This window comes from Rhizobium sp. P2_G2, from assembly GCF_056403555.1.
Genome location: NZ_JBFUFF010000004.1, coordinates 38,236 through 63,999 on the forward strand (window position 1 = coordinate 38,236; position 25,764 = coordinate 63,999).

Genomic DNA, 25,764 nt, shown 5'->3' on the forward strand with positions numbered 1-25,764 from the left:
TGGCCAGCCTTGTAGCCGGAGACCTAGACGGGCCCCAGGGCCTCCATCAGCCCCGAGATCGCCGCTGTCCGAAAGTCTGAGAGCTTCGCCGCGCCAGAGTTCGGCGCGGCCACTTTCCGTAAGAGACGGCATCAAGCCGCCTCGCAGGCCCTGAAACTGTCCTCGATCTTCTTGCGATCGAGATCACGGCCGATGAAGACCAGCCGGCTTTCACGCTTCTCGCTGTCCTTCCAGGGGCGCTGATGATTGCCCTCGATGATCATGTGGACGCCCTGCACGACATAGCGCTCCTCGTCCTGGTCAAAGGCGATGATGCCTTTGAGGCGCAGGATGTTCGGCCCTTGCGTCTGCGTGATGCGCTCGATCCAGGGGAAGAATTTCTTCGGGTTCATCGCGCCGCCGCGCAGCGAGATCGACTGCACCGTCACGTCATGGATCGCCGACGGGCCATGGTCGTGATGATGGTGGTCATGATCGTGACCATGGTGATCGTGGTCGTGATGATCGCAATCGGGACCGCAGACATGATCCTCATGGCCATGTTCGAGGAATTGCGGGTCGTTTTCCAGCGCCCGATCGAGGTCGAAGGCGCCGACATCGAGGATCTTGCCGAGGTCAACGTTGGAACGCTCAGTGTGATAGATGCGCGCCGACGGGTTGATCACGCGCACGATGTCCTCGATGCGCTTGACCTCTTCCGGTGTGACGAGGTCGGTCTTGTTGAGCAGCACGACATCGGCGAAGGCAAGCTGGTCCTCGGCCTCGCGCGAATCCTTGAGGCGCAGCGGCAGGTGCTTGGCATCGACCAGCGCCACGACGGCGTCGAGCTGGGTCTTGGCGCGCACATCGTCATCCATGAAGAAGGTCTGGGCGACCGGCACCGGATCGGCAAGGCCCGTCGTCTCGACGATGATCGCATCGAAGCGGCCCGGGCGGCGCATCAGGCCCTCGACGACGCGGATCAGGTCGCCGCGCACCGTGCAGCAGATGCAGCCATTGTTCATCTCGTAGATTTCTTCGTCCGACTCGACGATCAGGTCGTTGTCGATGCCGATCTCGCCGAACTCGTTGACGATGACGGCATATTTCTTGCCGTGATTGTCGGACAGGATGCGATTGAGCAGCGTCGTCTTGCCGGCGCCGAGATAGCCGGTGAGAACGGTGACGGGAATGGGCTTGGTCTGGGTGGCAGCTTCGGTCATGAGAGCCTCGAAAAGAATGACGGGCGCGGCTGGGAACCGTGTCAGGGCCTATATAGGAGAGGATGGGCCGGAGCGCAAATAGGGCGGCGAACGCGGAGACAACGGGTCGTGCCTCTGCCATCCTCGATGTCTGAAGGAGCCAACCTCTCAGAACCGCCCTCTTCGTGACTTCCCGCCTTTCTCCTCCTTTCCATCCGTCGTCGCGAAAGACAGCTTTGCGCAAAAGGCTTTGAGTTGTTTGACGGCGCCGGAATTCGGCTGAGCAACGGCCGGATCGGTGCCAATCAGGGTAACGATCGCCTGTGCCTCAGCCTGCCAATCGAGTATCGGAGCGGCGATGGCAACAAGTCCCGGGATGAAGCGACCTTCGACGGACGCATAACCTTGTGCTCGAACGGTCTCGACCAACGCGCCCACGTCCTTGGCTGTTTGCATGCTCTGCGGCCCGGTTTTCGAACTGCCGCGGGCCTGTCGAAGCTCCGCGTCGAGCACGGCCCGCAGCGGTTCGGCCGGCGCCCAGGCGAGAAACGCCCGGCCAGTGGCGGAATTGAGAAGCGGCAGGATCGTACCCAATCCCATCGAGGTCACGGTCGGCGAAGCCGCCCGCTCCCAGCGGACCACTGTCGCGCCTTGATTGCCCCAGACGGAAAGAAGTGCAGTCAGACCTGTGTCGCTCCGCAGATCCGGCAGCATATCGGAAACGCGGTTCACGAAGTCGAGCCGCCCCAGCGCGGAAAGGCCAAGCATGACCGCACCTGGACCGAGGTCATACTTGCCGGAACGGCCGGCCTGCACCACGAGACCAGCATGCTGAAAGGAAGCGAGATATCGATGCACCTTGCTTGGCGGCATCCGGCAATCGCGCGCAAGCTCGGATAAAGAAACCGGTCCGCTCAGGCCGGTCATGAACTGCAGAAGCTTCAGCGCCGCATCCAGCGACTGGATGCCGCCAGCCGGCACCTCCGTCTTTTCGTCGTCACTCATGGCCATTCACCAACTCGCGCAAGGCTTCGATATCCGCAGCAACGATCGCCGCGCCATCGCGCTTGAATAGACCCCTCACCTCCGTGCCGGCAACGGCAATCTGACCATCAACGCACACCTCGTAAGCGATGTGCATCGTCTTCCGTCCCCATTTCTCGATTGCGATGGTGATTGCCAGAATATCGCCATCACGCATCGGGCGGCGGAACCGGGCCGAGGCCTCCATCAGTCCGAGACCCTGCGCGGAAAGCTTTCGACAGACCTCCTCATGGCCGCCATACCGCCTCAGCCAATCATGAAACGTGCGGTCGAACCATGCATAGACATGGGGATAGAAAACGATTCCCGCGGGATCGCAATCTCCGAAACTCACCGGATATTCAAGTAGATGCATTTTTCCAATTTTCCTCTGTATGAAATTCGTTGCATAATACGGAAAAATATCTATCCTTCAATGCAACATATGTCGAGGGCTCTGGAGGATGCCATGTCGAAACTGACGACCGTCGAGATACTGGGTGGAGGCCCGGCCGGGCTTTACACCGCCATTCTCCTGCGACGTTTCATGCCGCATGTCCGGCTGCGCGTGACCGAACAGAATCCCAAGGGCGCCACCTTCGGCTTCGGCGTCGTCTTCTCGGATCAGGCGCTGGACTTTCTGAAAGCGGACGATCCGGAAACGCACGACCTCGTCACGTCGGGCATGGAGCGCTGGCGGGACATGGTGCTCAATTTGCCCGGCGGGCCAGTGATTTTGGACGGCGTCGGATTTTCGGCGATCGGACGGCTGGAATTGATCGAACTCTTACGCCAGCGCGCCGAGGCGCTTGGCGTCGAGATCCGTTTCTCGCAGCCGGTCGCGTCGCTCGATGACCTTGAAGCCGATCTCATCATCGGCGCGGACGGGCTGAATTCGCTGGTGCGCAGGTCCGATAAAGCCGGCTTCGCGCCGAGCCTCGAATATTTCAGCAATCACTTTGCCTGGTTTGGAACGGATCGGCCATTCGAGACGCTGACGCAGACCTTCGTGAAAACGGCCAAAGGCGCATTCAATGCCCATCATTACCGGTTTCAGGCCGCCCGCAGCACCTTCATCGTCGAATGCGACGATGCGACGTTCAACGCCTGCGGCTTCGCCAAAATGGATGAAGACGAGAGCGCACGCGTCTGTGAGACTGTTTTTGCCGACATCCTCGATGGCGCACCGCTCATCACCAACAAGTCGATGTGGCGCCAGTTTCCACGACTCTGGTGCAGGAACTGGTTTGCCGGACGGCGCGTGATTCTCGGCGACGCCGCACATACCGCCCATTTCTCGATCGGTTCCGGCACCCGGCTTGCGATGGAGGATGCCATCGCCCTCGTGCGTGCACTTTCGACCCATGCGGATGTCGATGCTGCGCTCGCCGCCTATCAGGCAGAACGCCAGCCGGTGGCCAGGAAAATCGTCGACGCCGCCAATACGTCGGCCGAATGGTATGAGGGTTTCGCGAACAAGATGGCGCTGCCGCCGGTCGATTTCGCCTTCGACTACATCACCCGTTCCGGCCGTATCGATATGGACCGGCTGCGCCAGATGGCGCCCGCCTTCATGGCCCGTTACGAAGCGGCAAAGAGCGGGGATACAGCATCCGTCGCCGATCCGGTCGGCGATGGCACGCCGGGTGCAACCGAGATCGGTTTCGACAAAGCCGCGCATCCCAACTGCTCCAGCATTCTTTGGGATAACTTGACCCGAAATCCCGACAAGCCGGCGCTGATCGGACCTGCCGGCACGACGACCTATGCCAAACTCATCGCCGAGGCTGCGCGTTGGGGCAACGCCTTCATCGCATCCGGCTTGCGGCGCGGCGATCGCATTCCATTTTTCCTCGACGACACGCCGGTCTATCCGGCCGCCTTTTTCGGCGCGGTCCGCGCCGGATATGTGCCTGTGCTTCTCAACACCCAGACCACGCCGGATGTGCTGAACTTCTTCCTGCAGGACACCGGAGCGAAGATCGCGCTGTGCGAAGCCTCGCTTGCCGGTCGCTTCTCGGATGAGACCCTGCGAGGCACTGCTTTGGAGCGTGTCGTGATCGTCAATGGCGCAGCCCAGGGGGATGGACGCCTGTTGGCAGCCGATTTCCTTGCCGGCCAATCCGATGTGCTCGGATGCGCCGATACCGGTGCGGACGACATGGCCTTCTGGATGTATTCGTCGGGTTCGACCGGACGTCCGAAGGGCATCGTACATCTGCATCACGACATGGCCTATACGCAGGCATCCTTCGGCCGGAATGTCCTGAAGCTGAAGGACGACGATATCTGCTTTTCCGTTCCAAAGATCTTCTTTGCTTATGGTTTCGGAAACGCACTCACATTCCCTTTTTCCGTGGGCGCGACCACGCTTCTTATGCCCGGACAGCCCAAGCCCGATGCTGTGCTCGACCTGATCGAACGGTTCAGGCCGACCGTTCTCTTCGGCCTGCCGACGCTCTACACGGCGCTGGCCCGGGCGGATGGTTTCAAGTCCCGCGACCTGAGCTCGCTCAGGCAATCGATGTCCGCCGCGGAGATCCTGTCCAAGGATATTTACGACACCTGGAAGGCACTGACCGGCCACGGCCCCACGGAAGGCCTCGGTTCGACCGAAATGCTGCATATCTATCTTTCCAACAGTCTCGATGATCATCGGATCGGTTCGGCCGGCGCCCGCGTGCCCGGCTATGAGATCCGTCTGGAGACGCAGGAAGGCAAAATTCCCGGCCCGGGCGAAGAAGGCGTGATGTTCGTGCGTGGCCATTCCTCGGCACCGTCCTACTGGAACCGTCCCGACAAAACGCGCGAAACCATGCGCGGTGACTGGCTCTATACCGGCGACCGGTTCATCGAGAGGGACGGCTATTATTACTTCCAGGGTCGCGCCGACGAACTGATCAAGGTCTCCGGCCAATGGGTGTGGCCACTCGAAGTGGAACGTTGCCTCAACGAACATCCGGATGTCCATGAATGCGCAGTCCTCGCACATCAGCTCGAAGATCGCCGCATGACACTGCGGGCCGTGGTACGCCTGCGCAGCGGCAAGACGGCCGACGACGCGCAGACGGAGGCTTTGCGCGCCTATGTGAAGTCCCGGCTGCAGCCTTATAAATATCCGCGCATCGTCGAATATGTCGCGGATTTGCCGAAGACCGGAACGGGCAAGATCGACCGCCAGGCGGTCGCGGCCATGCCGCTGGTCTCGAAGGAAGCAATCCCTGCATAGAGTCAAATCGACCATAGAGGAGGAGAGATTTATGGCGACTTACGTTCTTGTTCACGGTGCCTGCCACGACGGCAATCACTTCGAGGCCTGCGCGGCTCCGATCCGCGCGGCCGGACACGAGGTTCATTGTCCCACGCTGAAAGGCAATCGCCCCGGCGACGACCGGAAGGCAGTGACGCTCGACGACGCGATCAACTCGCTGGTAGAGTATTTCGACGAACATGGGATCGATGATGCGATCCTCGTCGGCCACAGCTGGGGCGGCATGGCGATCACCGGGGCAGCGGACCGGCTTGGCCCAGGCCGGGTGCGGCGTCTGGTCTATTTCAGCGCGTTCGTGCCCAATAACGGCGAAAGCCTGATCGACATGTGTCCGCCGCATTACCAGGCGCTTTTCCCGCAGCTTGCGGGAGAAACCGGAGAGGTCCTGTTCCCCTATCCCATTCTCCGGGAAGCCTTCATCAATGACGGCACCGACGAACAGGCCAGATCGCTGTTCGACAGTCTCAATCCGCAGCCGTTCAACACGATGAATGACCGGATCAGCCTTTCGAAGAACCCGGCCGAATTCGCCATCGGCAAATCATTCCTGCATTGCACCGAGGATACATCCTTGCCGCAATCGCTGCCGTTTCATCCGCGCCTGTCCGAAAAGCTCGGCCTCTACCGGCTGGTAAGCATGCCGGGCAGCCATTCGACCCATCTCACGGCGCCGGAACTGCTGGGCCTGAAGATAATCGAGGCTGGCCGAGACTGAAGCGGGCAGGGAATATTTCGTTTCCCGCCATACAACCAAACTGGAGACTTTCATGGGTTACGTTTTTCCTCCCGCGCCGGTTCCGAGCGTGGCAGTCGCCGACAGCATCGACCGCCTGCCGGTGAGACGGATTTTTTGTGTCGGGAGGAATTATGCGGCCCATGCTCGAGAAATGGGCAAGGACCCTGACCGGGAGCCGCCTTTTTTCTTCTCCAAGCCCGCGGATGCGGTGGTCGACTCCGATGTCACCATTGCCTATCCGCCGCAAACCGAGAACTTCCACTATGAAGCGGAACTGGTGGTGGCGATTGGCAAGGCCGGCAGCAACATCGCCGAAGCAGATGCGCTCGATCACGTCTGGGGCTACGCCGTCGGTAATGATCTCACGCGCCGCGACCTTCAACTCGCGGCGCGTGACCTGGGACGTCCCTGGGATTTCGGCAAGGCATTCGATCGATCCGCCGTGATCGGTCCTGTCTCGCCTGTCTCCAAAACAGGGCATTTGAGCAAAGGGGCGATCCGCCTGAGGGTGAACGGCGAAACCAAGCAGGATGCGAACCTTTCCGAACTGATCTGGTCGGTGCCGGAGATCATTTCCTATCTGTCCCATTCCATCGCGCTTGCGCCCGGCGACCTGATCATGACCGGGACGCCGGCTGGTGTCGGGCCGCTAATGCCGGACGATGTATGCGTCGTCAGCATCGATGGACTGGGGAAAATCCGGACGGATGTCGGGCCAAGGATGTAACCATGGGCTTCAGACTGCACAATTTCTTTCGCTCTTCCACCTCGACGCGGCTGCGCGCAGCCCTGAACATCAAGGGGCTCGACTATGAATATGTCCCTTACGTGCTTCGCCGGGGTGACACGCTGAGGCCGGATTATCTGGCGATGAATCCGGCAGGGCTGGTGCCGACGCTGGAACGCCCCGACGGCACGCACTTGGCGCAGTCGCTCGCGATCATCGAATGGCTGGAGGAAACCCATCCGGAGCCTGCGCTGCTGCCCTCCGATCCGGATGGCCGGGCACGCGTCCGGGCGCTCGCGCTGACGATTGCTTGCGAGATTCATCCGCTCAACAATCTTCGCGTTCTCGGCTATCTCGCAGACCAATTCGGAGCCGACGAAGCCGCACAAAAGGCGTGGTTCTGCCACTGGGTCGAGACCAGTTTCGATACGTTCGAGACTTTGCTTTCCTGCGACCGGCGGACTGGCCGTTTCTGCCATGGCGACACGCCGGGCCTCGCCGACCTGTGCCTCTATGCCCAGGTCTGGAACAACCGCCGCTTCGACATTGCGACAGCCAAATGGCCGACGATTGCCGGCATCTTTGAGCGGCTCGACGCAATTCCCGCCTTCAGCCGGGCGGCGCCGCCCAATCAGCCCGACGCGGCCTGACAAAACACCATCTGGAGAAATGCCATGCTCGACAAGACGGAAGGTGTTCCCGCCAATCAAATGACGCCCGACGACACGCCGGAATTGCGCGCCCTCTACCGTGGCTTTGAAGAACAGCATCTGATGCCGCTCTGGATTCAGCTTGGCGACTTGATGCCGCGCCATCCCAAGCCCCGGGCGGTGCCGCATGTGTGGAAATGGGCGGAGCTCCTGCCACTCGCGCAGCGGTCCGGCGATCTGGTGCCCGTCGGACGTGGCGGCGAGCGGCGCGCGATCGGCCTGGCCAATCCCGGCCTCGGCGGTCACGCTTATGTCAGCCCCACCCTCTGGGCTGCGATCCAATATCTCGGTCCACGGGAAACGGCGCCCGAACACCGTCACGCGCAGAACGCATTCCGCTTCGTCGTCGAAGGCGAAGGCGTCTGGACCGTCGTCAACGGTGACCCGGTGCGGATGAGCCGGGGCGATCTGCTGCTGACGCCGGGTTGGCATTTCCATGGACATCACAACGACAGCGACCGGCCGATGGCCTGGATCGATGGGCTGGATATCCCGTTTGCACAACACAACGATGTCGGCTTTTTCGAATTCGGATCGGACAGGGTGACCGACTATGCGACACCGCGCTTTTCGCGCAGCGAGCGGCTCTGGTGTCATCCTGGCCTGCGTCCATTGTCCAGCCCGCGTGACACCGTCAACTCACCCATCGGTGCCTATCGCTGGGAGCATACCGATCGCGCCCTGATGGAGCAGCTCCTGCTTGAGGAAGAGGGCCAGCCGGCGACGGTGGAGCAGGGCCACGCCGCAATCCGTTATGTCAATCCGACCACGGGCGGCGATGTCATGCCCACCATCCGCTGCGAATTTCATCGTTTGCGAGCAGGAACGGAAACGCCGGCACGCCGTGAAGTCGGTTCGACCGTCTTTCAGGTCTTCGAAGGACGCGGTGCGGCCGTCATCGATGGTGTCACCCATCAGCTCGACATCGGCGATCTCTTCGTCATTCCCTCGTGGATACCCTGGTCACTGCAGGCGGAAACGCAATTCGATCTCTTCCGTTTCTCCGATGCGCCGATCATGGAACGGCTCAACTTCATGCGCACCCATGTCGAGGCGGCCGAACCGTGACCCAATCGATCGACACCGCGCGAATGGCGCTCCGGCAAAGGCAGGGAAGTGGCGCGCGTTACGATGCGGACAATGCTCCGGCCCGTGAACTGGATTGGGCACGACGCGGAACGGCCTATTTTGCCCGCCTGCTCAATGATCTGCCGGCAACGGCGCTTGACGAAGCCAGCGCCGTTGCCGGCTTTACGCGGCGCCGGCTGATCGCCTATATCGGCTATCACGCCCGATTGACGAGCGAGATGATCGCTTGGGCGAGGACGGGCGAAGACGGCGCCTTTCCGCGCGCCGCCCGAGTGAACGAGGCGGACCTCGAATTCGGCGTCACCCAGCCGTCGCGAGCGCTGCGCTATCTCTTCGACCATTCGCAGGCTCATCTCAATGTCGAATGGCGCGATCTTGACGCCACCGGCTGGAACGGCTCGATCGCCGATGCCGGCGGCCGGATGATCTCTCTCAGGAGCACCCCCGTCATGCGCGCCGCGGCGCTCTGGCTGCATGCCGTGGATCTCGATAGCGGCGGGCGCTTTGCCGACATGCCGGACGACCTGCTGGATCGGCTCATCGTCCAGCATGCCGCCCAACGGCTTGGCACACATGCGGTGGCGCTTTCCGCGACAGATCGGACCGGGCCGCTTCTTTCAACCCGTCAGGCCAAACTCAGAGTGACGGGGCGGGCCGCTGACATCGCCCGCTGGCTCAGCGGCCGCGGAGTACGCAATCTCGAATGCGTGGGTGGCGCATTACCTACAGTCGGCCCACCGGCCTTGATCGGTTTTTGAGCCAAAGCGCCAAGCGGCAATTAAAGAACCGCCACGATCGCTTTCGCCAGCTCTTCCAGTCGGTCTTCCTTGAGGCCCGCGACATTGATGCGGCTGTCACCGACCATATAAATCGCGAATTCGTCGCGCAGGCGGTTGACCTGAGCTTCATTCAGGCCGAGGCGGGAAAACATGCCGCGATGTTCGGCGACGAAATCGAAACGGTCCGAATTGGTCTGCCGGCGCATCACCTCGGCAAACGCCTTGCGCAGCTTGAGCATGCGGAGCCGCATGCCTTCAAGTTCCGCCTTCCAATCTGCGGTCAGCGCTTCGTCTTCGAGGATGATACGGATTGCTGCCGCGGAATGATCCGGCGGCATGGAATAGAGGATGCGGGTCAGCGCTGTCGCCTGGCCGCCGGCAATCTTCACCGTCTCGGCATCTCGTCCCATCAGCAGCACCGCGCCGACGCGGTCGCGATAGACGGCGAAATTCTTCGAGCAGGAGGTCGCGACAGCCATTTCCGGCACCTTGCCGGCGAGCAGCCGGACGGACGCAGCATCTTCGTCCAGCCCGTCGCCAAAACCCTGATAGGCGAGATCGACGAAGGGAAACAGCTGATGCTCGACCAGCAGGTCGGCCAGCTTGCCCCATTGATCGAGGGTCAGGTTGGCGCCGGTCGGGTTGTGGCAGCAGGCATGCAACAGCACGACATCGCCCGGCTTGGCGGCCTTCAGCGCCGCCAGCATTTCCTCGAATTTCACCGTCCCGGAGGTGGCATCGAAATAGGGGTAAGTGGCCGTCTTGAGATGCGCGGCAGCCATGATCTGCGGATGGTTGACCCAGGTCGGGTCGGAGAGCCAGACTGTCGCATCCGGCCGCGCCTTCTTCAGCAGGTCCGCGACTGTCCGGAGCGCGCCCGAGCCGCCCGCTGTCTGGCAGCCGAACATACGGCTTAGATCGGCATCCGCGCCGAAGACCAGCTTCAGCATCGCCCGGTTAAAACCTTCGTCGCCGGCCATGCCGACATAGGTCTTGCTCTTCTGGCTGTCATAGAGACGCTTTTCCGCCTCGCGCACCGCCCGCATGATAACGGTCTCGCCGGCCTCATCCTTGTAGACGCCGACACCCAGATCCATTTTCTGCGGCCTTTGGTCGGCGCGAAACAGGGTGGAAAGATAAAGAATTTTGTCGGGCGGGGCGGCGGTCAGCGTTTCGAACATCGATTTTCCTTGTGAATTCACACACCAAACAGTTTTTGCCCACGCTCGCGCGCCAGGCGAGCCTGTTTCTCCCGCTCGCGAAACCGATTGCGGTCGTCCTCGCTCCGCACCTCGTAGCATTGCGGGCAAGAAACGCCGGCTTCGTAGAGCGGAGAAGCCAGGGCTTCGGAAGTTAGCGGGTTGCGGCAGGCGCGGCAGAGCTTGTGGTCGCCCTGTTTCAAATCCTGGACGACGGAGACGCGCTCGTCGAAGACGAAGCAGGCGCCTTCCCAGAGGCTTTCCTCTGCCGGCACTTCTTCGAGATATTTCAGGATGCCGCCCTTGAGGTGATAGACCTCATCAAAACCCTGCTCTTTCATGAAGGCGGTGGCCTTCTCGCAGCGTATGCCGCCGGTGCAGTACATGGCGACCTTCGGCTTGTCGTGCAGGCTATCGTTCTGCCGCACCCAATCGGGGAAATCGCGAAACGTCTTGATATCAGGATCGACCGCACCCTTGAACACACCAAGCGCCGTCTCGTAATCATTGCGGGTGTCGATGACGATCGTATTCGGATCGGTGATCAAGGCATTCCAGTCGCGCGGGCTGACATAGGTGCCGACCACGCGCGTCGGATCGATGTCCTCGACGCCCATGGTGACGATCTCTTTTTTCAGCTTCACCTTCATCCGAATGAATGGCGCCTTGCTCGCGCGACTTTCCTTGTGCTCCAGCCCAGTAAATGCCGGCTGCGCGCGCAAAAAACCCAGTACGGTCTTCACACCGTCATCCGGACCCGCAATCGTGCCGTTGATCCCCTCATGCGCAAGCAGCAGCGTGCCGCGCACATCGTTGGCTTCGCAAAGCGCCTGCAAAGGCTCCTGCATCTCGCGAAACTGCGGAAACGAGACGAAATGATAGAGCGCCGCCACCAGGAAGGGGCTCGCCTCCATGTTTTCAGGGGAATGTATCTGGTCGTTCATGGCCGGGAAATACCGGGTTTGGCGGCAAAGCGCAATCGGCTTGGCAAAAGCTTGCAATTGAGTTTCTGGATGCTAGTTTTGCAACTGTATAATTTGCCGGGGTCCGCCATGCTCATTCTCTCGCTGAACTATATCGTGCCGTTGGAAAAGGTCGACGCGGTCGTCGAACCGCATATGGCCTGGGTGAAGAAGGGCTATGACGACGGCCATTTCATCGCCTCCGGCCGCAAGGTGCCGCGCACCGGCGGCCTGATCCTGTCGCGCGGCGACCGCGCCGAGATCGAAGCCTATTGCGCTGCCGATCCCTTCGTCCTGGCCGGCGTGGCGGAATACGAGATCACGGAAGTGGCCTTCACCACCACGCTGCCCGGCGCAGACATCCTCAAGGCTTGACCATGGACGCGCTCGCCTGCGAGATCGAAGCTCTGGAGCGGCGACTTCTGGACCTTGGCGTCCGCGCATCGCCGGAGCAGGCGAGTGAATTGCTCGCCGATGGTTTTCGCGAATTCGGTAAATCAGGCCATGCGTGGCGCCGCGACGAAATTATCGCAGCGATGGCGGCAGAACGGCACCCGATCAACTATCGTTTTGACGACTTCGGCGTCCAACGCCTGGGCGAAGACGCGGCCCTTGCTCTCTATACACTCTCCGTCATCTCTCCTGATGGCAGCGAGACAAAAGCGCTTCGCAGTTCGGTCTGGCAGCGCGGCGAAGACAGTCGCTGGCGCCTGCTCTTCCATCAGGGTACGAAGTGCGAATGACCAATCTCAAATACAAGCCTTACGCTTCCGGTACCAATCCCTTCACCATTGGGCTTTCAGCGCTCGACCCAAACCGTTGGATCGAGCCGGATGCCGACCTCGATAGCGTCCTGCGGGAAAAAGACCGGCTGCTCAGAGATCATTTCGACGCGGTTTTCCAGACGGTCGAAGGCTCAGAACCCGCCCAGAGCGAATGCCTTCATCTGCTCGCGGCACACCTGCTGGACCAGCACGCCGATACCTATCAGAGGGACGGCTCGACCATCCGCTTCGCCGGCCGCACAGTCGATCTCGATACCGAGCAGCCACCGCTTCTGACCGCTGGCGCACTGGTTGAAGACGACCTCGTCGTCCTCGAAAAGCGCGACACCGGCTGGCATGTCACCGCCGGCTATGTCGCCTTCCCCTCTTCCTGGTCGCTCAAGGAGAAGATCGGCCTACCGATGGAAGGCGTCCACCATCATGTGCCCGGCTTTGCCGGCGGCACCCGCAACGCCACCATGATCAACCGCATCTTCGACAATCTGCAGCCCGACCTCCCGGCCGTCCGGTTGAACTGGTCGATCTACCCCGAAGGCGACCTCTTCTGGCCGCCCGAGCGCGGCGCCCGGCAGGAGAGCCGGCTCTTCACGCCGGCGACCAATTTCATCCGCGTCGAGCGCCAGACGCTCCGCCGCCTGCCGAAGACCGGCGGTGTCGTCTTCACCATCCGTATCTACACCGATCCGATCGGCCTGCTGACCACGCTGCCGGATGGCCGAGAAATCGCGGCAAAGCTCGCCGAACGACTGGCTGATCTTTCGCCGGAGCAGCTCGCTTACAAGGGTATGGTGAGCAAGAAAGCCTCGCTGCTGGACTATCTGCGCGCCTTAGAACTGCGCTCATCGCAGGGCTGATCGTCATAAAACCGTCATATATAGTGGGCGAACCCCCTTTATTGTGACAAGGGATTGTGGTTAGAGAAATTCTCCAACTGTACAACAACCAATCACAGGAGTGCCTCCCTAAAATGAATGAACAAAATTACCCCGTTTACGGCGACATCAGTGGCCCGATCGTGATGATCGGCTTTGGCTCGATCGGACGTGGTACTTTGCCTCTCCTCGAACGCCATTTCCGGTTCGACAAGAGCCGCATGGTGATCATCGATCCGAAGGACACCGATCCCAAGCTGATAAAGAAGCATGGCATCAAATTCATTCAGGAAGCAGTCACCAAGGACAATTACAAGGACCTGCTGAAGCCGTTGCTCACCGAGGGCGAAGGCCAGGGCTTTTGTATCAACCTGTCGGTCGATACCGGCTCGCTCGATATCATGAGGCTCTGCCGCAAGCTCGGCGTCCTCTATATCGACACGGTCGTCGAGCCCTGGCTCGGCTTCTATTTCGACAAGGAAAAAGACAACGCCGCGCGCACCAACTACACGCTGCGCGAAACCGTGCAGGCCGAAAGGGTGAAGAACCCGGGCGGCACGACGGCGGTCTCCTGCTGCGGCGCCAATCCGGGCATGGTGTCCTGGTTCATCAAGCAGGCGGTGATCAATCTCGCCAATGACACCGGCCTCAAATACGACGAGCCGGCGACCGGCGACCGCGAGGGCTGGGCCAAGCTGATGAAGAAGCTCGGCGTCAAGGGTGTCCATATCGCCGAGCGCGACACGCAGCGCACCAAGCAGCCGAAGCCGTTCAACACGTTCTGGAACACCTGGTCGGTCGACGGTTTCATTTCGGAAGGCTTGCAGCCGGCCGAACTCGGCTGGGGCACGAACGAGAAGTGGATGCCGAAGAACGGCCGCAAGTTCAAGAAGGGCAGCAAGGCCGCCATCTTCCTCGAACAGCCCGGTGCCAACACCCGCGTCCGCACCTGGTGCCCGACGCCTGGCCCGCAATACGGCTTTCTCGTCACCCATAACGAGGCGATCTCGACCGCCGATTATTACACCGTCCGCGACAAGGATGGCGACGTGACCTATCGGCCGACCTGCCACTATGCCTATCATCCGTCCAACGACGCGGTTCTGTCGCTGCACGAAATGTTCGGCAACGGCGGCAATGAACAGCCGGTCAAGCACGTGCTGGACGAGAAGGAACTGGTCGACGGCAAGGACGAACTCGGCGTGCTGCTCTACGGCCACGAGAAGAACGCCTACTGGTATGGCTCGCGGCTGTCGCTCGAAGAGGCCCGCAAGCTCGCGCCCTACCAGAATGCCACCGGCATGCAGGTGACCTCCGCCGTGCTCGCCGGCATGGTCTGGGCGCTTGAAAACCCCAATGCCGGCATCGTCGAAACCGAGGAAATGGACTACAAGCGCTGCCTCGAAGTGCAGATGCCCTATCTCGGCCCGGTCGAAGGCCATTATACCGACTGGACGCCGCTTGACGGCCGCCAAGCGCTGTTCGATGAGGACATCGACGAGTCCGATCCCTGGCAGTTCAAGAATATTCTGGTTCGCTGAACCGTCTAACAGGCACCCCCGCGCGCATGGAACGCGCGGGGGTGCTGTTGCATTCTTCCCGCACAGGCGGATTGATCACTGCCAACGCCTTGCGTTCATTTCAGAATGACGGCAAAATCAATTCCGACACGCCGCCGGCACACTGCGCCACGCCGGCCCCATGGGGAGATCGATATGAGGAAATTTGCCGTTCCGGCCTTGATAGCCGCTGCGACACTGGCATCGTGCACCACAGACAGCGGCGACCGCCCGGCGCCCAACACCCCGGCCGCGCCGACGACGATCGAAGGCAACTGGACCGATCCAAACGGGCTTGTCTCGACCTTCCAGGCCGGCAATTTCAACACGCGCACCACCGATACCAACCAGTTGCTCGCATCCGGCACCTATGTGAAGCTGCCCGGCGACAATCTCTACGCGATCAACATGGTCTCGCATGTCCAGAACAAGCAGTCCAAGGTCAATTGTGCGATGATCTCGCCGCAGCAGCTCAATTGTACGGCTGATTCCGGCGCCCAGTTCTCGCTGGTGCGCAAGGGCGCAGCGACGCCGGTGGCGGCACAATAATCACCGCCGGCCGATTCTCTTGAACCTGATTCCGGACTTCTTTGGAGGTCCGGTCGCTTGCGAAAGCATAGATGTCATACGCCCTGGATAATTCAGCGGTAGAGGCATGTTGCAATAGGAAGGAGAACACCATGTTACGCACGATCCGTCTCGTATGCGTCAGTGCCTCGGCGCTTGCCTTCTCGGCCGGCGCCGCACTGGCCGACTACGAACTGCATATCCTGCACATCAACGATTTCCATTCCCGCGTCGAATCGATCAACAAATATGACTCGACCTGCTCGGCCGCGGATGAGGCGAAGAATGCCTGCTTCGGCGGCGCTGCCCGCCTGAAGACCGCCATTGACCAGGCCCGCGCCGGCCTTGCCGGCAAGAATGTGCTGACGCTCGACGGCGGCGACAGTTTCCAGGGGTCGTTGTTCTACACAACCTATAAGGGCGCCGTCGAAGCCGAGATGATGAATGCCATGAAGTTCGACGCCATGACCGTCGGCAATCATGAATTCGACAATAGCGAAGACGCGCTCCTGACCTTCCTGCAAAAGGTCCAGTTCCCGGTCGTGACCGCCAATGTCGAGGCTTCCGCCAAGTCCAAGATCGCCGGCAAGATCAAGCCCTATCTCATCCTGACCGTCGGCGGCCAGAAGATCGGCATTGTCGGCGCCGTGACCAACGACACGCCGGAAATCTCTTCGCCGGGTCCGAACATCACCATCACCAACGATGTCGATGCGATCACCAAGGCGGTGCAGGAGGTGAAATCTCAGGGCGTCGACAAGATCATTGCGCTCACCCATGTCGGCTACCAGCGCGATCTCGACGCGATCGCCAAGATCCCGGATGTCGATGTCGTGGTCGGCGGCCATTCGCACACGCTGCTATCCAACACCGACAAGAGTGCGGCCGGCCCCTACCCGACCTGGGCTGACAATCCTGGCGGCTATAAGGTGCCGGTGGTCCAGGCCGCCTCCTATAGCAAATATCTCGGCGATATAACCGTGATCTTCGATGACAAGGGCGTGGTCAAATCCGCAAAGGGTGACCCGATCCTGGTCGATTCCTCGTTCAAGCCCGATCCGGTGCTCGCCGCCCGGATCAAGGAACTCGGCGCGCCGATCGAGGCGGTCAAGAAGAAGATCATCGGCTCGTCAACGACCGCGATCGACGGCTCGCACGACACCTGCCGCTCCAGGGAATGCCAGATGGGCGACCTCGTGGCCGACGCCATGCTCGACAGCACCAAGGCGCAAGGCGTCCAGATTGCCATCGCCAATGGCGGCGGCCTGCGTGCCTCGATCGACGGCGGCGACATTTCGATGGGCGCGGTGCTGACCGTGCTGCCGTTCCAGAACACCATCGCCACCTTCAAGCTCAAGGGCGAGGACGTCAAGGCCGCGCTCGAAAACGGCCTGAGCCAAGTTGCCGACGGTGCCGGCCGCTTTCCGCAGGTCGCCGGGCTGAAATATAGCTTCGACGCCAGCAAGCCGGTCGGCCAGCGTATCACGTCGGTCGACGTGGCCGAGAACGGTAGTTTCACACCGCTCGATCCGAACAAGACCTATAGCATCGTCTCCAACAACTACATGCGCAGCGGCGGCGACGGCTACAAGATATTCAAGGACAAGGGCATCGATGCCTATGACTACGGCCCGAACCTCGAAGACGTGGTCGCCGCCTTTATCGGCAAGCACTCGCCTTACAAGCCTTATACCGATGGCCGCGTGACCGTCGTCGCGGCTGCCGCTGAGGCAAAGCCTGCTGCTACGACGACAACGACGGAAGCCAAGCCCGCCGCCACGACCACCGAGACCAAACCGGCGGCGACGACCACCACCACAACCGAAACCAAGCCGGCGACGACCACGACAACGGAGGCCAAGCCGGCCGATACCGGGGCCTCCGAGACCGCCGGCAAGGAAACCAAGCACACCATCGCGAAGGGCGACACCTATTGGGATCTAGCCAAGACCTATTACGGCGAAGGTGCTCAGTGGAGAAAGATTCGTGAAGCCAACCGCATGCGGCCGCATGCGCTGACGATCGGCGCGGACCTGACGATCCCCGCCAAGTAAACGACATCTGTGGTACTTCTTTCCAGCGGCCCGGTCTTTTCCGGGCCGCTGTTCTTTTCTATATCCGGGGCGGCATCATCCGCGCTGCGGCGTTGCGCGTAGAACAAAGAAAAACAGGACCGATCATGACCATTGCAGCAGCGCAGCTCCCCACCGGCCATCCGTCGGTGACATCCGGCAAAGTCGGTGTGCTGCTCGTCAATCTCGGCACGCCAGATGGCACCGACTATGCCTCGATGCGCCGCTATCTCAAGGAATTCCTGATGGATCGCCGGGTGATCGAATGGTCGCCGTGGAAATGGTATCCGATCCTGTTCGGCATCGTCTTGAACCGCCGCCCGCAAAAAGTCGGCAAGGCCTATGAGACGATCTGGAACAAGGAGAAGGACGAGAGCTATCTGCGCACCTATACGCGGGCGCAGGCCGAGAAAATGGCTGAACGGCTCGCGGATTTCCCCAATGTCGTCATCGATTGGGGCATGCGCTACGGCAATCCGTCGATCGCCGAACGGCTCGATGCGCTCAAGGCCCAGGGCTGCGACCGCATCCTGATCTTCCCGCTCTATCCGCAATATGCCGCAGCCACGACGGCGACCGTCAACGACAAGGCCTTCGACGCACTGCAAAAAATGCGCTGGCAGCCGGCGATCCGCACGGTGCCCCCCTACCATGACCATCCGGCCTATATCGAAGCGCTGGCCAATTCGATCACCAATCACCTGGCGACGCTCGACTGGCAGCCGGACCTGGTGATCGCCTCGTTCCACGGCATTCCGCAGAGCTATTTCGACAAGGGCGACCCCTATTACTGCCATTGCCAGAAGACCGCCCGGCTGCTGCGCCAGCGGCTCGGCTGGGACGAGAAGAAGCTGATGCTGACCTTCCAGTCGCGCTTCGGACCGGAAGAATGGCTGAAACCCTATACCGACAAGACCATCGAGGCTTTGCCGGCTGAGGGTGTCAAACGCTTGGCCGTCTTCAATCCGGGCTTCGTCTCGGACTGCCTGGAAACCCTGGAAGAAATCGGCGAACAGGCCAGGGAATCCTTCCTCCACCATGGCGGCGAGAAGTTCACCCACATCCCCTGCCTCAACGACAGCGACGATGGGATGAACGTGCTCGAAGCCCAGGTCCGGCGCGAACTGCTGGGCTGGATCTAGCCGAGGATCGTGCGATCGCCCGGCTTGATTGTCCGGATGCGATGGCCGAGACCGAGCGCGCCGAACACGCCCGCGACTTCCTCGGCGGCCTGGGTGAAATGCGCCCAGCCTTCCGTATGAACCGGGATAATCAATGACTGCGGAAAGGCATTGGCCGTGTCGAGCAGGTCATTGGCCGACATGGTGAGATCGATCGGACCGCGAACCCGCGCCGCCCCGGCGAATGCGAGGACAAAGCCCGGCGAAAACCGCCGCGCCACCTCGGCCACGCCCTCGTAATAGACCGTGTCGCCCGTCACATAGAGCGACGGCAACGAGCCGTCCACCGTCTCGAGCACAAACCCGGTGACATCGCCGGTCACCGGCTCGATGCCCGCAGGTCCGTGACGGCAGGGTGTCGCGGTGATCCGCACCTCAGTGCCATCGGCTGCGTGAAACGTCTCGGTCTCCCAGACGGCGAGACCACGGGCATTGCCCTGAAGACGGCCGGCGCCGACTGGCGTGGTCAGCACGACGGGCACGGTTTCGGAAAATTCCCGCCCATGGTCATCGAGATTATCAGCATGCTGGTCATGGCTCAGCAGCACCGCGTCGACTTTGCCCAGTGCCTCTGGCGTAAGAGCAGGGTCTGCGGTTTTCTTGAGCGTTACACCATTGCGGGGATATTCGTGGCCGCTGTGATCGAAAGTCGGATCGGTGAGAAACCGCAATCCACCATACTCGACCAGCACCGTCGGACCGCCGACCAATGTGAGCGCTACTTCCTTGTCTGGCATTTTCGCCTCCTTTGCTGTATTTGCGCCAGAAACTACGCCATGCTATAAAAGACGCAATTGGCAAATAAGCCATTTATGGAGGCATTCTTGCCAAAGCCGATTCCTGTTTCTATTCTCTTTCACGCTGGCACCCAACCAGGCTTTGCCATGCTCGCGGCCTCCATCTTTCGCCTCGGCAACCGTCATTCAGGCGCCACCGTCTTCGATATCCGGCTCGTCGGCACCGGCAACAGGTTCGAATGGGAGGATGGCACGATCAAGCTGCAGCCGATCGAGAATATGGGCAGCGGCTACCTGATCATCCCGCCGATGGACTCCGCGCGCCTGCTGCAGGACTTTGACATCCCCGAGCTCGATTTGCTGCGCCAATCGGCTGACGCGGGAGCCACGATTGCCAGTGCCTGTCTGGGCGCATTCCTCCCGGCCGCCGCCGGCCTGCTTGACAGCCGCGAGGCGACGACACACTGGAACTACGTGGACTTTGCCACGCGCACCTACCCCGCAGTGCGCTGGAACACACGAGAAATGCTGGTCGACCATGGCGATGTCATCACGGCCGGCGGCCTGCTGTCGATCGTCGATCTCTGCCTGCACATCGTCCGAAAGACGCAAGGTGGCGCGCTGGCGCAAAGTCTTGGCCAGACATTGCTGGCCGACACCATCCGCCAGAAGCAGTCGGTCTACGCCACCAAGCTGGTGGCGGCGCCGAGAGATGCGACTATCTTCGAAGCGCTCGAACGGGAAATGGACCGGCGCGGCGGCGGCGGCCTCACCGTCCCCGATATGGCGACCTTCTGCAATATGAGCCTGCGCAGCTTCCAGCGCCGTTTCCAGGACAATTACGGCGTCACGCCGATCAAGTTCCTGCAACTGCGGCGGATCGAAGCCGCAAAGACGATGCTGGCGCAAAAGCAGCTGTCGCTCGACACGGTCGCCGAACGCGCCGGCTTTTCCGACATGGCCTTCTTCCGCGCCGTGTTTTCGCGCGAGACCGGCATGACGCCGGGTCAGTACCGGCGCAATATGGTCGAATCCGGGTAATTGAAGGACGCGGCCTCTTGCAAATAAAGCGCGCCACTCCAACGTTCTATGTTACGAACAAGCATGAATTTCGCAACGAGGGAGCGCGCGAAAATGGATTCCTTTTCCGGCATGGACTGGGCGGTTGTCGCCATAGTCGTTCTGGTGATTTTAACACTGTTTGCCGGTATCAAGACCGTCCCGCAGGGCTATAACTACACCGTCGAACGCTTCAAGCGCTATACCAAGACCCTGCATCCCGGCCTCAACCTGATCATCCCGTTCATCGACTCAATCGGCGCCAAGCTCAACATGATGGAGCAGGTGCTCGACGTTCCCACCCAGGAAGTGATCACCAGGGACAATGCCAGCGTCAAGGCCGATGCCGTCGCCTTCTACCAGGTGCTGAATGCGCCGCAGGCCGCCTACCAGATCTCCAACCTCAACCAGGCGCTGCTCAACCTGACCATGACCAATATCCGCTCGGTCATGGGCTCGATGGATCTCGACGAACTGCTCTCCAACCGCGACACGATCAATGAGCGGCTGCTCAGGACCGTCGACGAGGCGGCCAATCCCTGGGGCATCAAGATCACCCGCGTCGAGATCAAGGACATCACCCCGCCGCAGAACCTGGTCGATTCGATGGCCCGGCAAATGAAGGCCGAACGCGAGAAGCGCGCCCAGGTGCTGGAAGCCGAAGGCCTGCGCAACTCGCAGATCCTGAAAGCCGAAGGCGCCAAGCAGGCCGCCATCCTCAAGGCCGAGGGCGAGCGCGAAGCCGCCTTCCGCAACGCCGAAGCCCGCGAACGCCTGGCCGAGGCCGAAGCCAAGGCGACGCGCATGGTCTCGGAAGCCATCGCCGCCGGCAATGTCCAGGCGATCAACTATTTCGTGGCGCAGAAATACACTGAAGCGCTGACTGCCATCGGCTCGGCCAACAATTCCAAGATCGTGCTGATGCCCATGGAAGCCTCCTCCCTGATCGGCTCGCTGGGCGGCATCGGCGCCATTGCCAGGGAGGTGTTCGGCGGCGGCGACACGCCGACCCCCACCCCCGCGCCGACCACGCGCAACAGCGCATCGCGCACGACCCCGATCGTCACCAACGCCAACCCCAACCCGTTCGTGTCGCCTTTCCAACCGGGAGGTAACCAGACATGATCCTCAACCTCATCCACGAATTCGGTGCCTGGAGCTGGCTGATCTTCGGCGTCATCCTGCTGGTCGCCGAAATCCTCGTCCCGGGCAATTTCCTCGTCTGGGTCGGCCTCGCCGGCTTGGTCACCGGCGGCCTGTCGGTCGCCTTCTGGGGCGCGAGTTGGTGGAGCTGGGAGGTCCAGTGGATCGTCTTCGCGATCCTTTCGGTGATCAGCGTCTTCATCGGCCGCCGCTGGCTGATCCGTTCCAACGCCCGGACTGATGAGCCGCTGCTCAACGACCGTGGCGCGACGCTGATCGGCCGCACCGCCAATCTGATCGACCCGATCGTCAACGGCCATGGCCGCGTCAAGATCGGCGACACCGTCTGGATGGTCAACGGTCCCGACCTGCCGCTCGGCTCCAAGGTCAGGGTGGTGGGCAGCCGTGGCAGCGGGCTGATGGTCGAGGCGATGTAACAGTGTTCCCGTGGTAACCGCGCCGGCAACTTGCTCGGACCAGTATAGCGACAGCGAGAACTGGAGGAGCAAATGACGTGGACCTATAGTCAGAAATCAGGCGAGATGAAGCAGGGAACGAAACTGGTCGGAACCGGATATTCCGGGACCGGACAAGGGCGAAACAATCCGGACATGCAGAATGTCCGCAATGTCGGCCCGGTTCCGCAGGGCACCTACGCGATCAGCGCCCCCTATGACACCAGGACGCATGGGCCGCATGTCATGGCGCTGACCCCGAGCGCCGACACCAACACATTCGGCCGATCGGAATTCCTCATCCACGGCGACAATTCCAAGCACGATGCCTCGGAAGGCTGCATCATCCTCGGGCCATCCATACGGCACAGGATTTCGGGCTCCAAGGATCAAACGCTGAAGGTCACGGCATGATCATCGCGCTGCGCACTGCAATCCTGCTGGCACTGGCTGCGGTGCCGCTGATGGCAGCGGAAAGGACTGCGGAGCAGATTGCAGCCGATATCGACAGGAACGGACCGGTCAAGCTCGTCGCCACTTTGTCGTCCACTGCGCCGCAGGATTGGCAGCATGTGCTCGACGCGATCGCGACCGGCGACGAGGCCTGGCTTGATATTGCCGCCCGGCTGCGGCCCGGAACCGATGCCGGGACCGGAGAAGACCTGGTCGGCGCGGTCGCGGCGGCGCTGAAGGTCAATCCGGATGCCGTGCTGCCCATGATCGGCCCGGCCTTTCCCATGGATGAGGTCTGCACCGTGCCGCTGATCGAGCCGAGCCCGGAACAGCTGGCCCAATGGAAGAAGGCCGCTCTCCAGGCACTTGCCAAAGCCAAAGGCGACACGAAGATCATTCGCCAATGCAGCGACAGCATCGCCGCGGTCTCCGCGCAGTAACTACGCCACGCCAATCCTGAGCAGGTCGTGGAAATGCACCACCCCGACCGGGCGCTTGTCCTCGTCGGTGACGATCAGCGCCGAAATCGTGTACTGGTTGAGCAGCCCCATGGCGCTGGTGGCGAGCATATCGCCATGCACGAATTTGGGGCTATGGGTCATGATGTCCTCGACCTTCATCTCGACAAGGTTCTTGCCGAGCCGCCGGGCAATATCGCCATCCGTCACGATCCCCACCAGCACGCCGTCATCATCGACGACGCCGACACAGCCAAAGCGCTTTTGAGTCAGCGTCATGACCGCGTCGGGCACGCTTGTACCCAGCAATACGACCGGCACGCTGTCGCCGGTATGCATGACCTCACGCACATGCGACAGCGTCGCCCCCAGCTTGCCGCCGGGATGGAAGGTCTTGAAATCCAGTGCGGTGAAGCCGCGTGCTTCCAGCAGTGCCACGGCGAGCGCATCGCCCATGGCCAGCGTGATCAATGTCGACGTCGTCGGCGCCAGCCCATGCGGGCAGGCCTCATCCACCTTCGGCAGGCAGAGCACGATATCGGCGGCACGCGCCAGCGTCGAATCCTTGCCCGAGGTGATGGCGATCAGTGGAATGGAAAAACGCCTGGAATAGGCGATGATCGCCTGCAGTTCCGTCGTCTCGCCGCCCCAGGAAATCGCGATGATCGCGTCGTGCACGGTGATCATGCCGAGGTCACCGTGACTGGCCTCGACCGGATGGACGAAGAAAGCCGGCGTGCCGGTCGAGGCGAGCGTCGCCGCGATCTTGGTGCCGACATGACCGCTCTTGCCGACGCCGGTGACGACCACACGGCCCGGCAATTTGACGAGGCGTTCCACCGCCTCTTCGAAGGGCCTCGACAGACCATTGCCGAGCGCGCGCTCAAGCTCGGTCAACCCGGCCTTCTCGTATTTTATCGTCCGGATCGCCGACCGGGCGGCGTCGCTTTGGGGGAGTTTCAGCACATTTTCTGTCATTGGCCCGATCTACTCTTTACTGCGGCGATGTCCAGACCGGAAATCCGTCACATCGCGCGCCCTCGCCGCCACCTTCAACCGGATGAAGTCGCCTGATTTGTGGCTCGGCACGGCACTTTGAAAGGAATGGTTAACCTTGCTCCTTTACCAATGGGTAATGATTTGAAACAGCTGTGACCGGCCGGCCGAGCATGAAAAACCGTCGTCTCAACGCCAAACTCGTTTCGGCAGGCCTGTCGGCGGCCGTGCTGGCGGCATTGCTCGCGGCCGGGCATGCGGCGGCGCAATCGGCGACGCCGACAGATACCGGCGCATCGAACCGGCTCAACCAGCCGCTGACCGCCACGACACCGGATCAGCAGGCGCAGGATCCGAACAACGACTCGACGGCGGACGATTCCGACACCGGCAATACCGACCGCAACGGCAGGCCCGGACAGGACGCGGTCACTTCGGCCGACCCCGATTTCGATCCGAGCGCCGATTTCAACGCCATTGCCGATGCGGCGACGCTGAAAGAACTGCGCCGCCAGAACATGCGCGACCAGAAGGTCGATGATAACAGGCCGCGCAAGGTCGATGACGGGCTGACACCGGGCATCCGGATGGGCTCCTTCATTCTCCGGCCGACCGTGTCGGAATCGATCAACACCGAGCGGACCGCGACGGGCAAGGATTCCGTCAACCGCACCTTCCTGCAGACCGGCCTCAAGGGCAGCCTGACATCGGACTGGGACGAGCACCAGCTCGATATCAACACCCAGGGCACCTGGCAGAAGACGCTGAGCGGTATCAGGCAGGACGATCCCGAAGGCTCCATCGATGCGGCGCTGAGACTCGACATCACCGATGGCACCGCGGTCAACCTGAAAGCCGGCTATTCCGTCCAGCGCGAGGATATCAGCGCCGTCAACGCCATTTCCAACGCCACCAGCCAGTCGCTGGTCAACACGACGACGGCGACCGCCGAAATCGTCCGCAACCTCGGCCTCATCAGAGGCACTGCCGGTGTCGATTTCCAGCGGCAGACCTTTGGCGATGCCGAAGTGACGCCCGGCCAGTTCGTGTCGCAGGCCGACCGCAATCAAAACACCGTGACGCTGCGTGGCCGCATCGGCTACGAGGTCTCGGCGGCGATGATCCCCTTCATCCAGGCGTCCTATGCCCGCACGATCTATGACGAGCACAAGGACAGCCTCGGCTTCGTCCGCGATGCGCAGGTCTACGAATTGCGCAGCGGCGTCGAAACCGATTTCGGCGACAAGCTGCGCGGCGAACTGGCGGGCGGCTATGCCTTGGCGCAGTTCGACGATTCCCGGCTGAAATCAATCTCCGCCGCCACCCTGAACGGCAACGCGACCTGGTCGCCCCAGCGCGGCACCGACGTCAATTTCGGCCTGACGACCCTGATCGAACCATCGACCACGGCCGGCGCCAGCGGCGACATCGCCTATACCGCCAATGCACTGATCACCCAGGACATTATCGATACGCTCAAGGGCCATGTCAGCACCGCCTTCACCATCCGCGACTATTCCGACGCCGCGCAGGCCAACCAGAAAGTCTACGACCTCGGCGCCGGCCTGACGTGGGGCCTGTCCCGCTCGCTCGATCTCAACGCCGACATCGCCTGGGAGAGGACCACCCAGCCCGGCACGCCGACATCCAGCCAGCTGACGGCCGGCATGGGGTTGTCGCTGAAGCGGTGAGTGTATCAGGGACGCGTTTTTCCGAGGCGGCTGAGAACTCGCTGCGCGATCCACATCAT

The 25,764-nt window shown here is 61.5% G+C and carries 26 protein-coding genes and 1 pseudogene; 20 read left to right on the forward strand and 7 right to left on the reverse strand.

Translation table 11 applies throughout. From position 1 onward, the window contains the following. Positions 1-131: 131 nt before the first annotated feature. From AC1D06_RS05000 to AC1D06_RS05010, 3 genes are all read right to left on the reverse strand, one after another. Complete coding sequence (locus tag AC1D06_RS05000) at positions 132-1,202, reverse strand: CobW family GTP-binding protein (RefSeq protein WP_477985398.1); 1,071 nt, start codon at positions 1,200-1,202, stop codon at positions 132-134. 147 nt (positions 1,203-1,349) lie between these two features. Then, on the reverse strand, positions 1,350-2,186 hold the full coding sequence (locus AC1D06_RS05005) for an IclR family transcriptional regulator (protein ID WP_477985399.1): 837 nt from the start codon (positions 2,184-2,186) through the stop codon (positions 1,350-1,352). Further along, on the reverse strand, positions 2,179-2,580 hold the full coding sequence (locus tag AC1D06_RS05010; protein WP_477985400.1) for an acyl-CoA thioesterase: 402 nt from the start codon (positions 2,578-2,580) through the stop codon (positions 2,179-2,181). Before AC1D06_RS05010 ends, AC1D06_RS05005 begins: the two co-directional genes overlap by 8 nt. 93 nt (positions 2,581-2,673) lie before the next feature. Between AC1D06_RS05010 and AC1D06_RS05015 the strand changes: the two are divergent. From AC1D06_RS05015 to AC1D06_RS05045, 7 genes and pseudogenes are all read left to right on the forward strand, one after another. Continuing rightward, a pseudogene (locus AC1D06_RS05015) lies at positions 2,674-3,630 on the forward strand (FAD-dependent monooxygenase); the annotation flags it as partial. 147 nt (positions 3,631-3,777) lie between these two features. Then, positions 3,778-5,433 carry a benzoate-CoA ligase family protein gene (locus tag AC1D06_RS05020; RefSeq protein ID WP_477985543.1) on the forward strand — a complete coding sequence of 552 codons (1,656 nt, stop codon included), beginning with the start codon at positions 3,778-3,780 and terminating at the stop codon, positions 5,431-5,433. 31 nt (positions 5,434-5,464) lie between these two features. Next, positions 5,465-6,190 carry an alpha/beta hydrolase gene (locus tag AC1D06_RS05025; RefSeq protein ID WP_477877659.1) on the forward strand — a complete coding sequence of 242 codons (726 nt, stop codon included), beginning with the start codon at positions 5,465-5,467 and terminating at the stop codon, positions 6,188-6,190. Between the two features lie 52 nt (positions 6,191-6,242). After that, complete coding sequence (locus AC1D06_RS05030) at positions 6,243-6,938, forward strand: fumarylacetoacetate hydrolase family protein (protein WP_477877660.1); 696 nt, start codon at positions 6,243-6,245, stop codon at positions 6,936-6,938. 2 nt (positions 6,939-6,940) lie between these two features. Then, positions 6,941-7,588: a maleylacetoacetate isomerase gene (gene maiA, locus AC1D06_RS05035; RefSeq protein WP_477877661.1), complete on the forward strand. Its 648-nt coding sequence runs from the start codon at positions 6,941-6,943 to the stop codon at positions 7,586-7,588. 24 nt (positions 7,589-7,612) lie between these two features. Continuing rightward, positions 7,613-8,716 carry a cupin domain-containing protein gene (locus AC1D06_RS05040; protein ID WP_477877662.1) on the forward strand — a complete coding sequence of 368 codons (1,104 nt, stop codon included), beginning with the start codon at positions 7,613-7,615 and terminating at the stop codon, positions 8,714-8,716. Further along, positions 8,713-9,495: a maleylpyruvate isomerase family mycothiol-dependent enzyme gene (locus AC1D06_RS05045; RefSeq protein ID WP_477877663.1), complete on the forward strand. Its 783-nt coding sequence runs from the start codon at positions 8,713-8,715 to the stop codon at positions 9,493-9,495. Before AC1D06_RS05040 ends, AC1D06_RS05045 begins: the two co-directional genes overlap by 4 nt. A gap of 20 nt (positions 9,496-9,515) precedes the next feature. Here AC1D06_RS05045 and AC1D06_RS05050 read toward each other — a convergent pair whose 3' ends face one another. Beyond that, on the reverse strand, positions 9,516-10,697 hold the full coding sequence (locus AC1D06_RS05050; RefSeq protein WP_477877664.1) for an amino acid aminotransferase: 1,182 nt from the start codon (positions 10,695-10,697) through the stop codon (positions 9,516-9,518). 17 nt (positions 10,698-10,714) lie between these two features. Beyond that, complete coding sequence (gene trhO / locus AC1D06_RS05055; RefSeq protein WP_477985401.1) at positions 10,715-11,659, reverse strand: oxygen-dependent tRNA uridine(34) hydroxylase TrhO; 945 nt, start codon at positions 11,657-11,659, stop codon at positions 10,715-10,717. A 108-nt stretch (positions 11,660-11,767) separates the two neighbouring features. Between trhO and AC1D06_RS05060 the strand changes: the two genes are divergently transcribed. From AC1D06_RS05060 to hemH, 7 genes are all read left to right on the forward strand, one after another. Beyond that, positions 11,768-12,052 carry a YciI family protein gene (locus AC1D06_RS05060; RefSeq protein WP_477877666.1) on the forward strand — a complete coding sequence of 95 codons (285 nt, stop codon included), beginning with the start codon at positions 11,768-11,770 and terminating at the stop codon, positions 12,050-12,052. A gap of 2 nt (positions 12,053-12,054) precedes the next feature. Continuing rightward, a complete protein-coding gene (locus tag AC1D06_RS05065) occupies positions 12,055-12,420 on the forward strand; it encodes a nuclear transport factor 2 family protein (RefSeq protein ID WP_477877667.1) in 366 nt (121 codons plus the stop codon). Further along, positions 12,417-13,316, forward strand: a complete 900-nt coding sequence (locus AC1D06_RS05070) for a heme-dependent oxidative N-demethylase family protein (protein WP_477985402.1) — start codon at positions 12,417-12,419, stop codon at positions 13,314-13,316. Before AC1D06_RS05065 ends, AC1D06_RS05070 begins: the two co-directional genes overlap by 4 nt. Before the next feature lie 113 nt (positions 13,317-13,429). Next, on the forward strand, positions 13,430-14,875 hold the full coding sequence (locus AC1D06_RS05075; RefSeq protein WP_477985403.1) for a homospermidine synthase: 1,446 nt from the start codon (positions 13,430-13,432) through the stop codon (positions 14,873-14,875). Positions 14,876-15,049: 174 nt separating this feature from the next. Continuing rightward, positions 15,050-15,442, forward strand: a complete 393-nt coding sequence (gene omp10 / locus AC1D06_RS05080; protein WP_477877670.1) for an outer membrane lipoprotein Omp10 — start codon at positions 15,050-15,052, stop codon at positions 15,440-15,442. Between the two features lie 131 nt (positions 15,443-15,573). Then, a complete protein-coding gene (locus tag AC1D06_RS05085) occupies positions 15,574-17,514 on the forward strand; it encodes a 5'-nucleotidase C-terminal domain-containing protein (RefSeq protein ID WP_477985404.1) in 1,941 nt (646 codons plus the stop codon). A 125-nt stretch (positions 17,515-17,639) separates the two neighbouring features. Further along, on the forward strand, positions 17,640-18,674 hold the full coding sequence (hemH, locus tag AC1D06_RS05090) for a ferrochelatase (protein ID WP_477985405.1): 1,035 nt from the start codon (positions 17,640-17,642) through the stop codon (positions 18,672-18,674). On the opposite strand, the gene AC1D06_RS05095 is transcribed toward hemH, so the two are convergent. Continuing rightward, positions 18,671-19,450 (reverse strand): MBL fold metallo-hydrolase, encoded by a 780-nt coding sequence (locus AC1D06_RS05095; RefSeq protein WP_477877673.1) that lies wholly within the window; start codon positions 19,448-19,450, stop codon positions 18,671-18,673. The two genes, hemH and AC1D06_RS05095, sit on opposite strands and share 4 nt — an antisense overlap. A gap of 87 nt (positions 19,451-19,537) precedes the next feature. Between AC1D06_RS05095 and AC1D06_RS05100 the strand changes: the two genes are divergently transcribed. The 5 genes from AC1D06_RS05100 (at position 19,538) to AC1D06_RS05120 (ending at position 23,000) form a co-directional block, all read left to right on the forward strand. Then, positions 19,538-20,491: a GlxA family transcriptional regulator gene (locus tag AC1D06_RS05100; protein ID WP_477985406.1), complete on the forward strand. Its 954-nt coding sequence runs from the start codon at positions 19,538-19,540 to the stop codon at positions 20,489-20,491. A gap of 93 nt (positions 20,492-20,584) precedes the next feature. Further along, positions 20,585-21,634 carry an SPFH domain-containing protein gene (locus AC1D06_RS05105; protein WP_477985407.1) on the forward strand — a complete coding sequence of 350 codons (1,050 nt, stop codon included), beginning with the start codon at positions 20,585-20,587 and terminating at the stop codon, positions 21,632-21,634. Further along, the gene (locus AC1D06_RS05110; protein ID WP_477985408.1) at positions 21,631-22,089 is read left to right on the forward strand and encodes an NfeD family protein; all 459 of its coding nucleotides are present in this window, start codon (positions 21,631-21,633) and stop codon (positions 22,087-22,089) included. The genes AC1D06_RS05105 and AC1D06_RS05110 overlap by 4 nt, the downstream gene beginning before the upstream one ends. A 72-nt stretch (positions 22,090-22,161) precedes the next feature. Beyond that, the gene (locus tag AC1D06_RS05115) at positions 22,162-22,521 is read left to right on the forward strand and encodes a DUF5675 family protein (RefSeq protein WP_477985409.1); all 360 of its coding nucleotides are present in this window, start codon (positions 22,162-22,164) and stop codon (positions 22,519-22,521) included. Continuing rightward, entirely contained in the window at positions 22,518-23,000 is a 483-nt protein-coding gene (locus AC1D06_RS05120; RefSeq protein WP_477985410.1) for a hypothetical protein, read from the forward strand. Before AC1D06_RS05115 ends, AC1D06_RS05120 begins: the two co-directional genes overlap by 4 nt. Here the strand turns inward: AC1D06_RS05120 and AC1D06_RS05125 are convergent, their stop codons facing one another. After that, on the reverse strand, positions 23,001-23,996 hold the full coding sequence (locus AC1D06_RS05125) for a KpsF/GutQ family sugar-phosphate isomerase (protein ID WP_477985411.1): 996 nt from the start codon (positions 23,994-23,996) through the stop codon (positions 23,001-23,003). It abuts the gene before it with no gap. 191 nt (positions 23,997-24,187) lie between these two features. Between AC1D06_RS05125 and AC1D06_RS05130 the strand changes: the two genes are divergently transcribed. After that, a complete protein-coding gene (locus tag AC1D06_RS05130; RefSeq protein ID WP_477985412.1) occupies positions 24,188-25,705 on the forward strand; it encodes an outer membrane beta-barrel protein in 1,518 nt (505 codons plus the stop codon). Positions 25,706-25,764: the final 59 nt, after the last annotated feature.

Bases quoted from the DNA above. Each gene is read 5' to 3' on its own strand.
- AC1D06_RS05000 (WP_477985398.1), bottom strand. From the start codon at position 1,202: ATGACCGAAGCTGCCACCCAGACCAAGCCCATTCCCGTCACCGTTCTC.
- AC1D06_RS05005 (WP_477985399.1), bottom strand. From the start codon at position 2,186: ATGAGTGACGACGAAAAGACGGAGGTGCCGGCTGGCGGCATCCAGTCG.
- AC1D06_RS05010 (WP_477985400.1), bottom strand. From the start codon at position 2,580: ATGCATCTACTTGAATATCCGGTGAGTTTCGGAGATTGCGATCCCGCG.
- AC1D06_RS05020 (WP_477985543.1), top strand. From the start codon at position 3,778: ATGGCCCGTTACGAAGCGGCAAAGAGCGGGGATACAGCATCCGTCGCC.
- AC1D06_RS05025 (WP_477877659.1), top strand. From the start codon at position 5,465: ATGGCGACTTACGTTCTTGTTCACGGTGCCTGCCACGACGGCAATCAC.
- AC1D06_RS05030 (WP_477877660.1), top strand. From the start codon at position 6,243: ATGGGTTACGTTTTTCCTCCCGCGCCGGTTCCGAGCGTGGCAGTCGCC.
- maiA (WP_477877661.1), top strand. From the start codon at position 6,941: ATGGGCTTCAGACTGCACAATTTCTTTCGCTCTTCCACCTCGACGCGG.
- AC1D06_RS05040 (WP_477877662.1), top strand. From the start codon at position 7,613: ATGCTCGACAAGACGGAAGGTGTTCCCGCCAATCAAATGACGCCCGAC.
- AC1D06_RS05050 (WP_477877664.1), bottom strand. From the start codon at position 10,697: ATGTTCGAAACGCTGACCGCCGCCCCGCCCGACAAAATTCTTTATCTT.
- trhO (WP_477985401.1), bottom strand. From the start codon at position 11,659: ATGAACGACCAGATACATTCCCCTGAAAACATGGAGGCGAGCCCCTTC.
- AC1D06_RS05060 (WP_477877666.1), top strand. From the start codon at position 11,768: ATGCTCATTCTCTCGCTGAACTATATCGTGCCGTTGGAAAAGGTCGAC.
- AC1D06_RS05065 (WP_477877667.1), top strand. From the start codon at position 12,055: ATGGACGCGCTCGCCTGCGAGATCGAAGCTCTGGAGCGGCGACTTCTG.
- AC1D06_RS05070 (WP_477985402.1), top strand. From the start codon at position 12,417: ATGACCAATCTCAAATACAAGCCTTACGCTTCCGGTACCAATCCCTTC.
- AC1D06_RS05075 (WP_477985403.1), top strand. From the start codon at position 13,430: ATGAATGAACAAAATTACCCCGTTTACGGCGACATCAGTGGCCCGATC.
- omp10 (WP_477877670.1), top strand. From the start codon at position 15,050: ATGAGGAAATTTGCCGTTCCGGCCTTGATAGCCGCTGCGACACTGGCA.
- AC1D06_RS05085 (WP_477985404.1), top strand. From the start codon at position 15,574: ATGTTACGCACGATCCGTCTCGTATGCGTCAGTGCCTCGGCGCTTGCC.
- hemH (WP_477985405.1), top strand. From the start codon at position 17,640: ATGACCATTGCAGCAGCGCAGCTCCCCACCGGCCATCCGTCGGTGACA.
- AC1D06_RS05095 (WP_477877673.1), bottom strand. From the start codon at position 19,450: ATGCCAGACAAGGAAGTAGCGCTCACATTGGTCGGCGGTCCGACGGTG.
- AC1D06_RS05105 (WP_477985407.1), top strand. From the start codon at position 20,585: ATGGATTCCTTTTCCGGCATGGACTGGGCGGTTGTCGCCATAGTCGTT.
- AC1D06_RS05110 (WP_477985408.1), top strand. From the start codon at position 21,631: ATGATCCTCAACCTCATCCACGAATTCGGTGCCTGGAGCTGGCTGATC.
- AC1D06_RS05115 (WP_477985409.1), top strand. From the start codon at position 22,162: ATGACGTGGACCTATAGTCAGAAATCAGGCGAGATGAAGCAGGGAACG.
- AC1D06_RS05120 (WP_477985410.1), top strand. From the start codon at position 22,518: ATGATCATCGCGCTGCGCACTGCAATCCTGCTGGCACTGGCTGCGGTG.
- AC1D06_RS05125 (WP_477985411.1), bottom strand. From the start codon at position 23,996: ATGACAGAAAATGTGCTGAAACTCCCCCAAAGCGACGCCGCCCGGTCG.
- AC1D06_RS05130 (WP_477985412.1), top strand. From the start codon at position 24,188: ATGAAAAACCGTCGTCTCAACGCCAAACTCGTTTCGGCAGGCCTGTCG.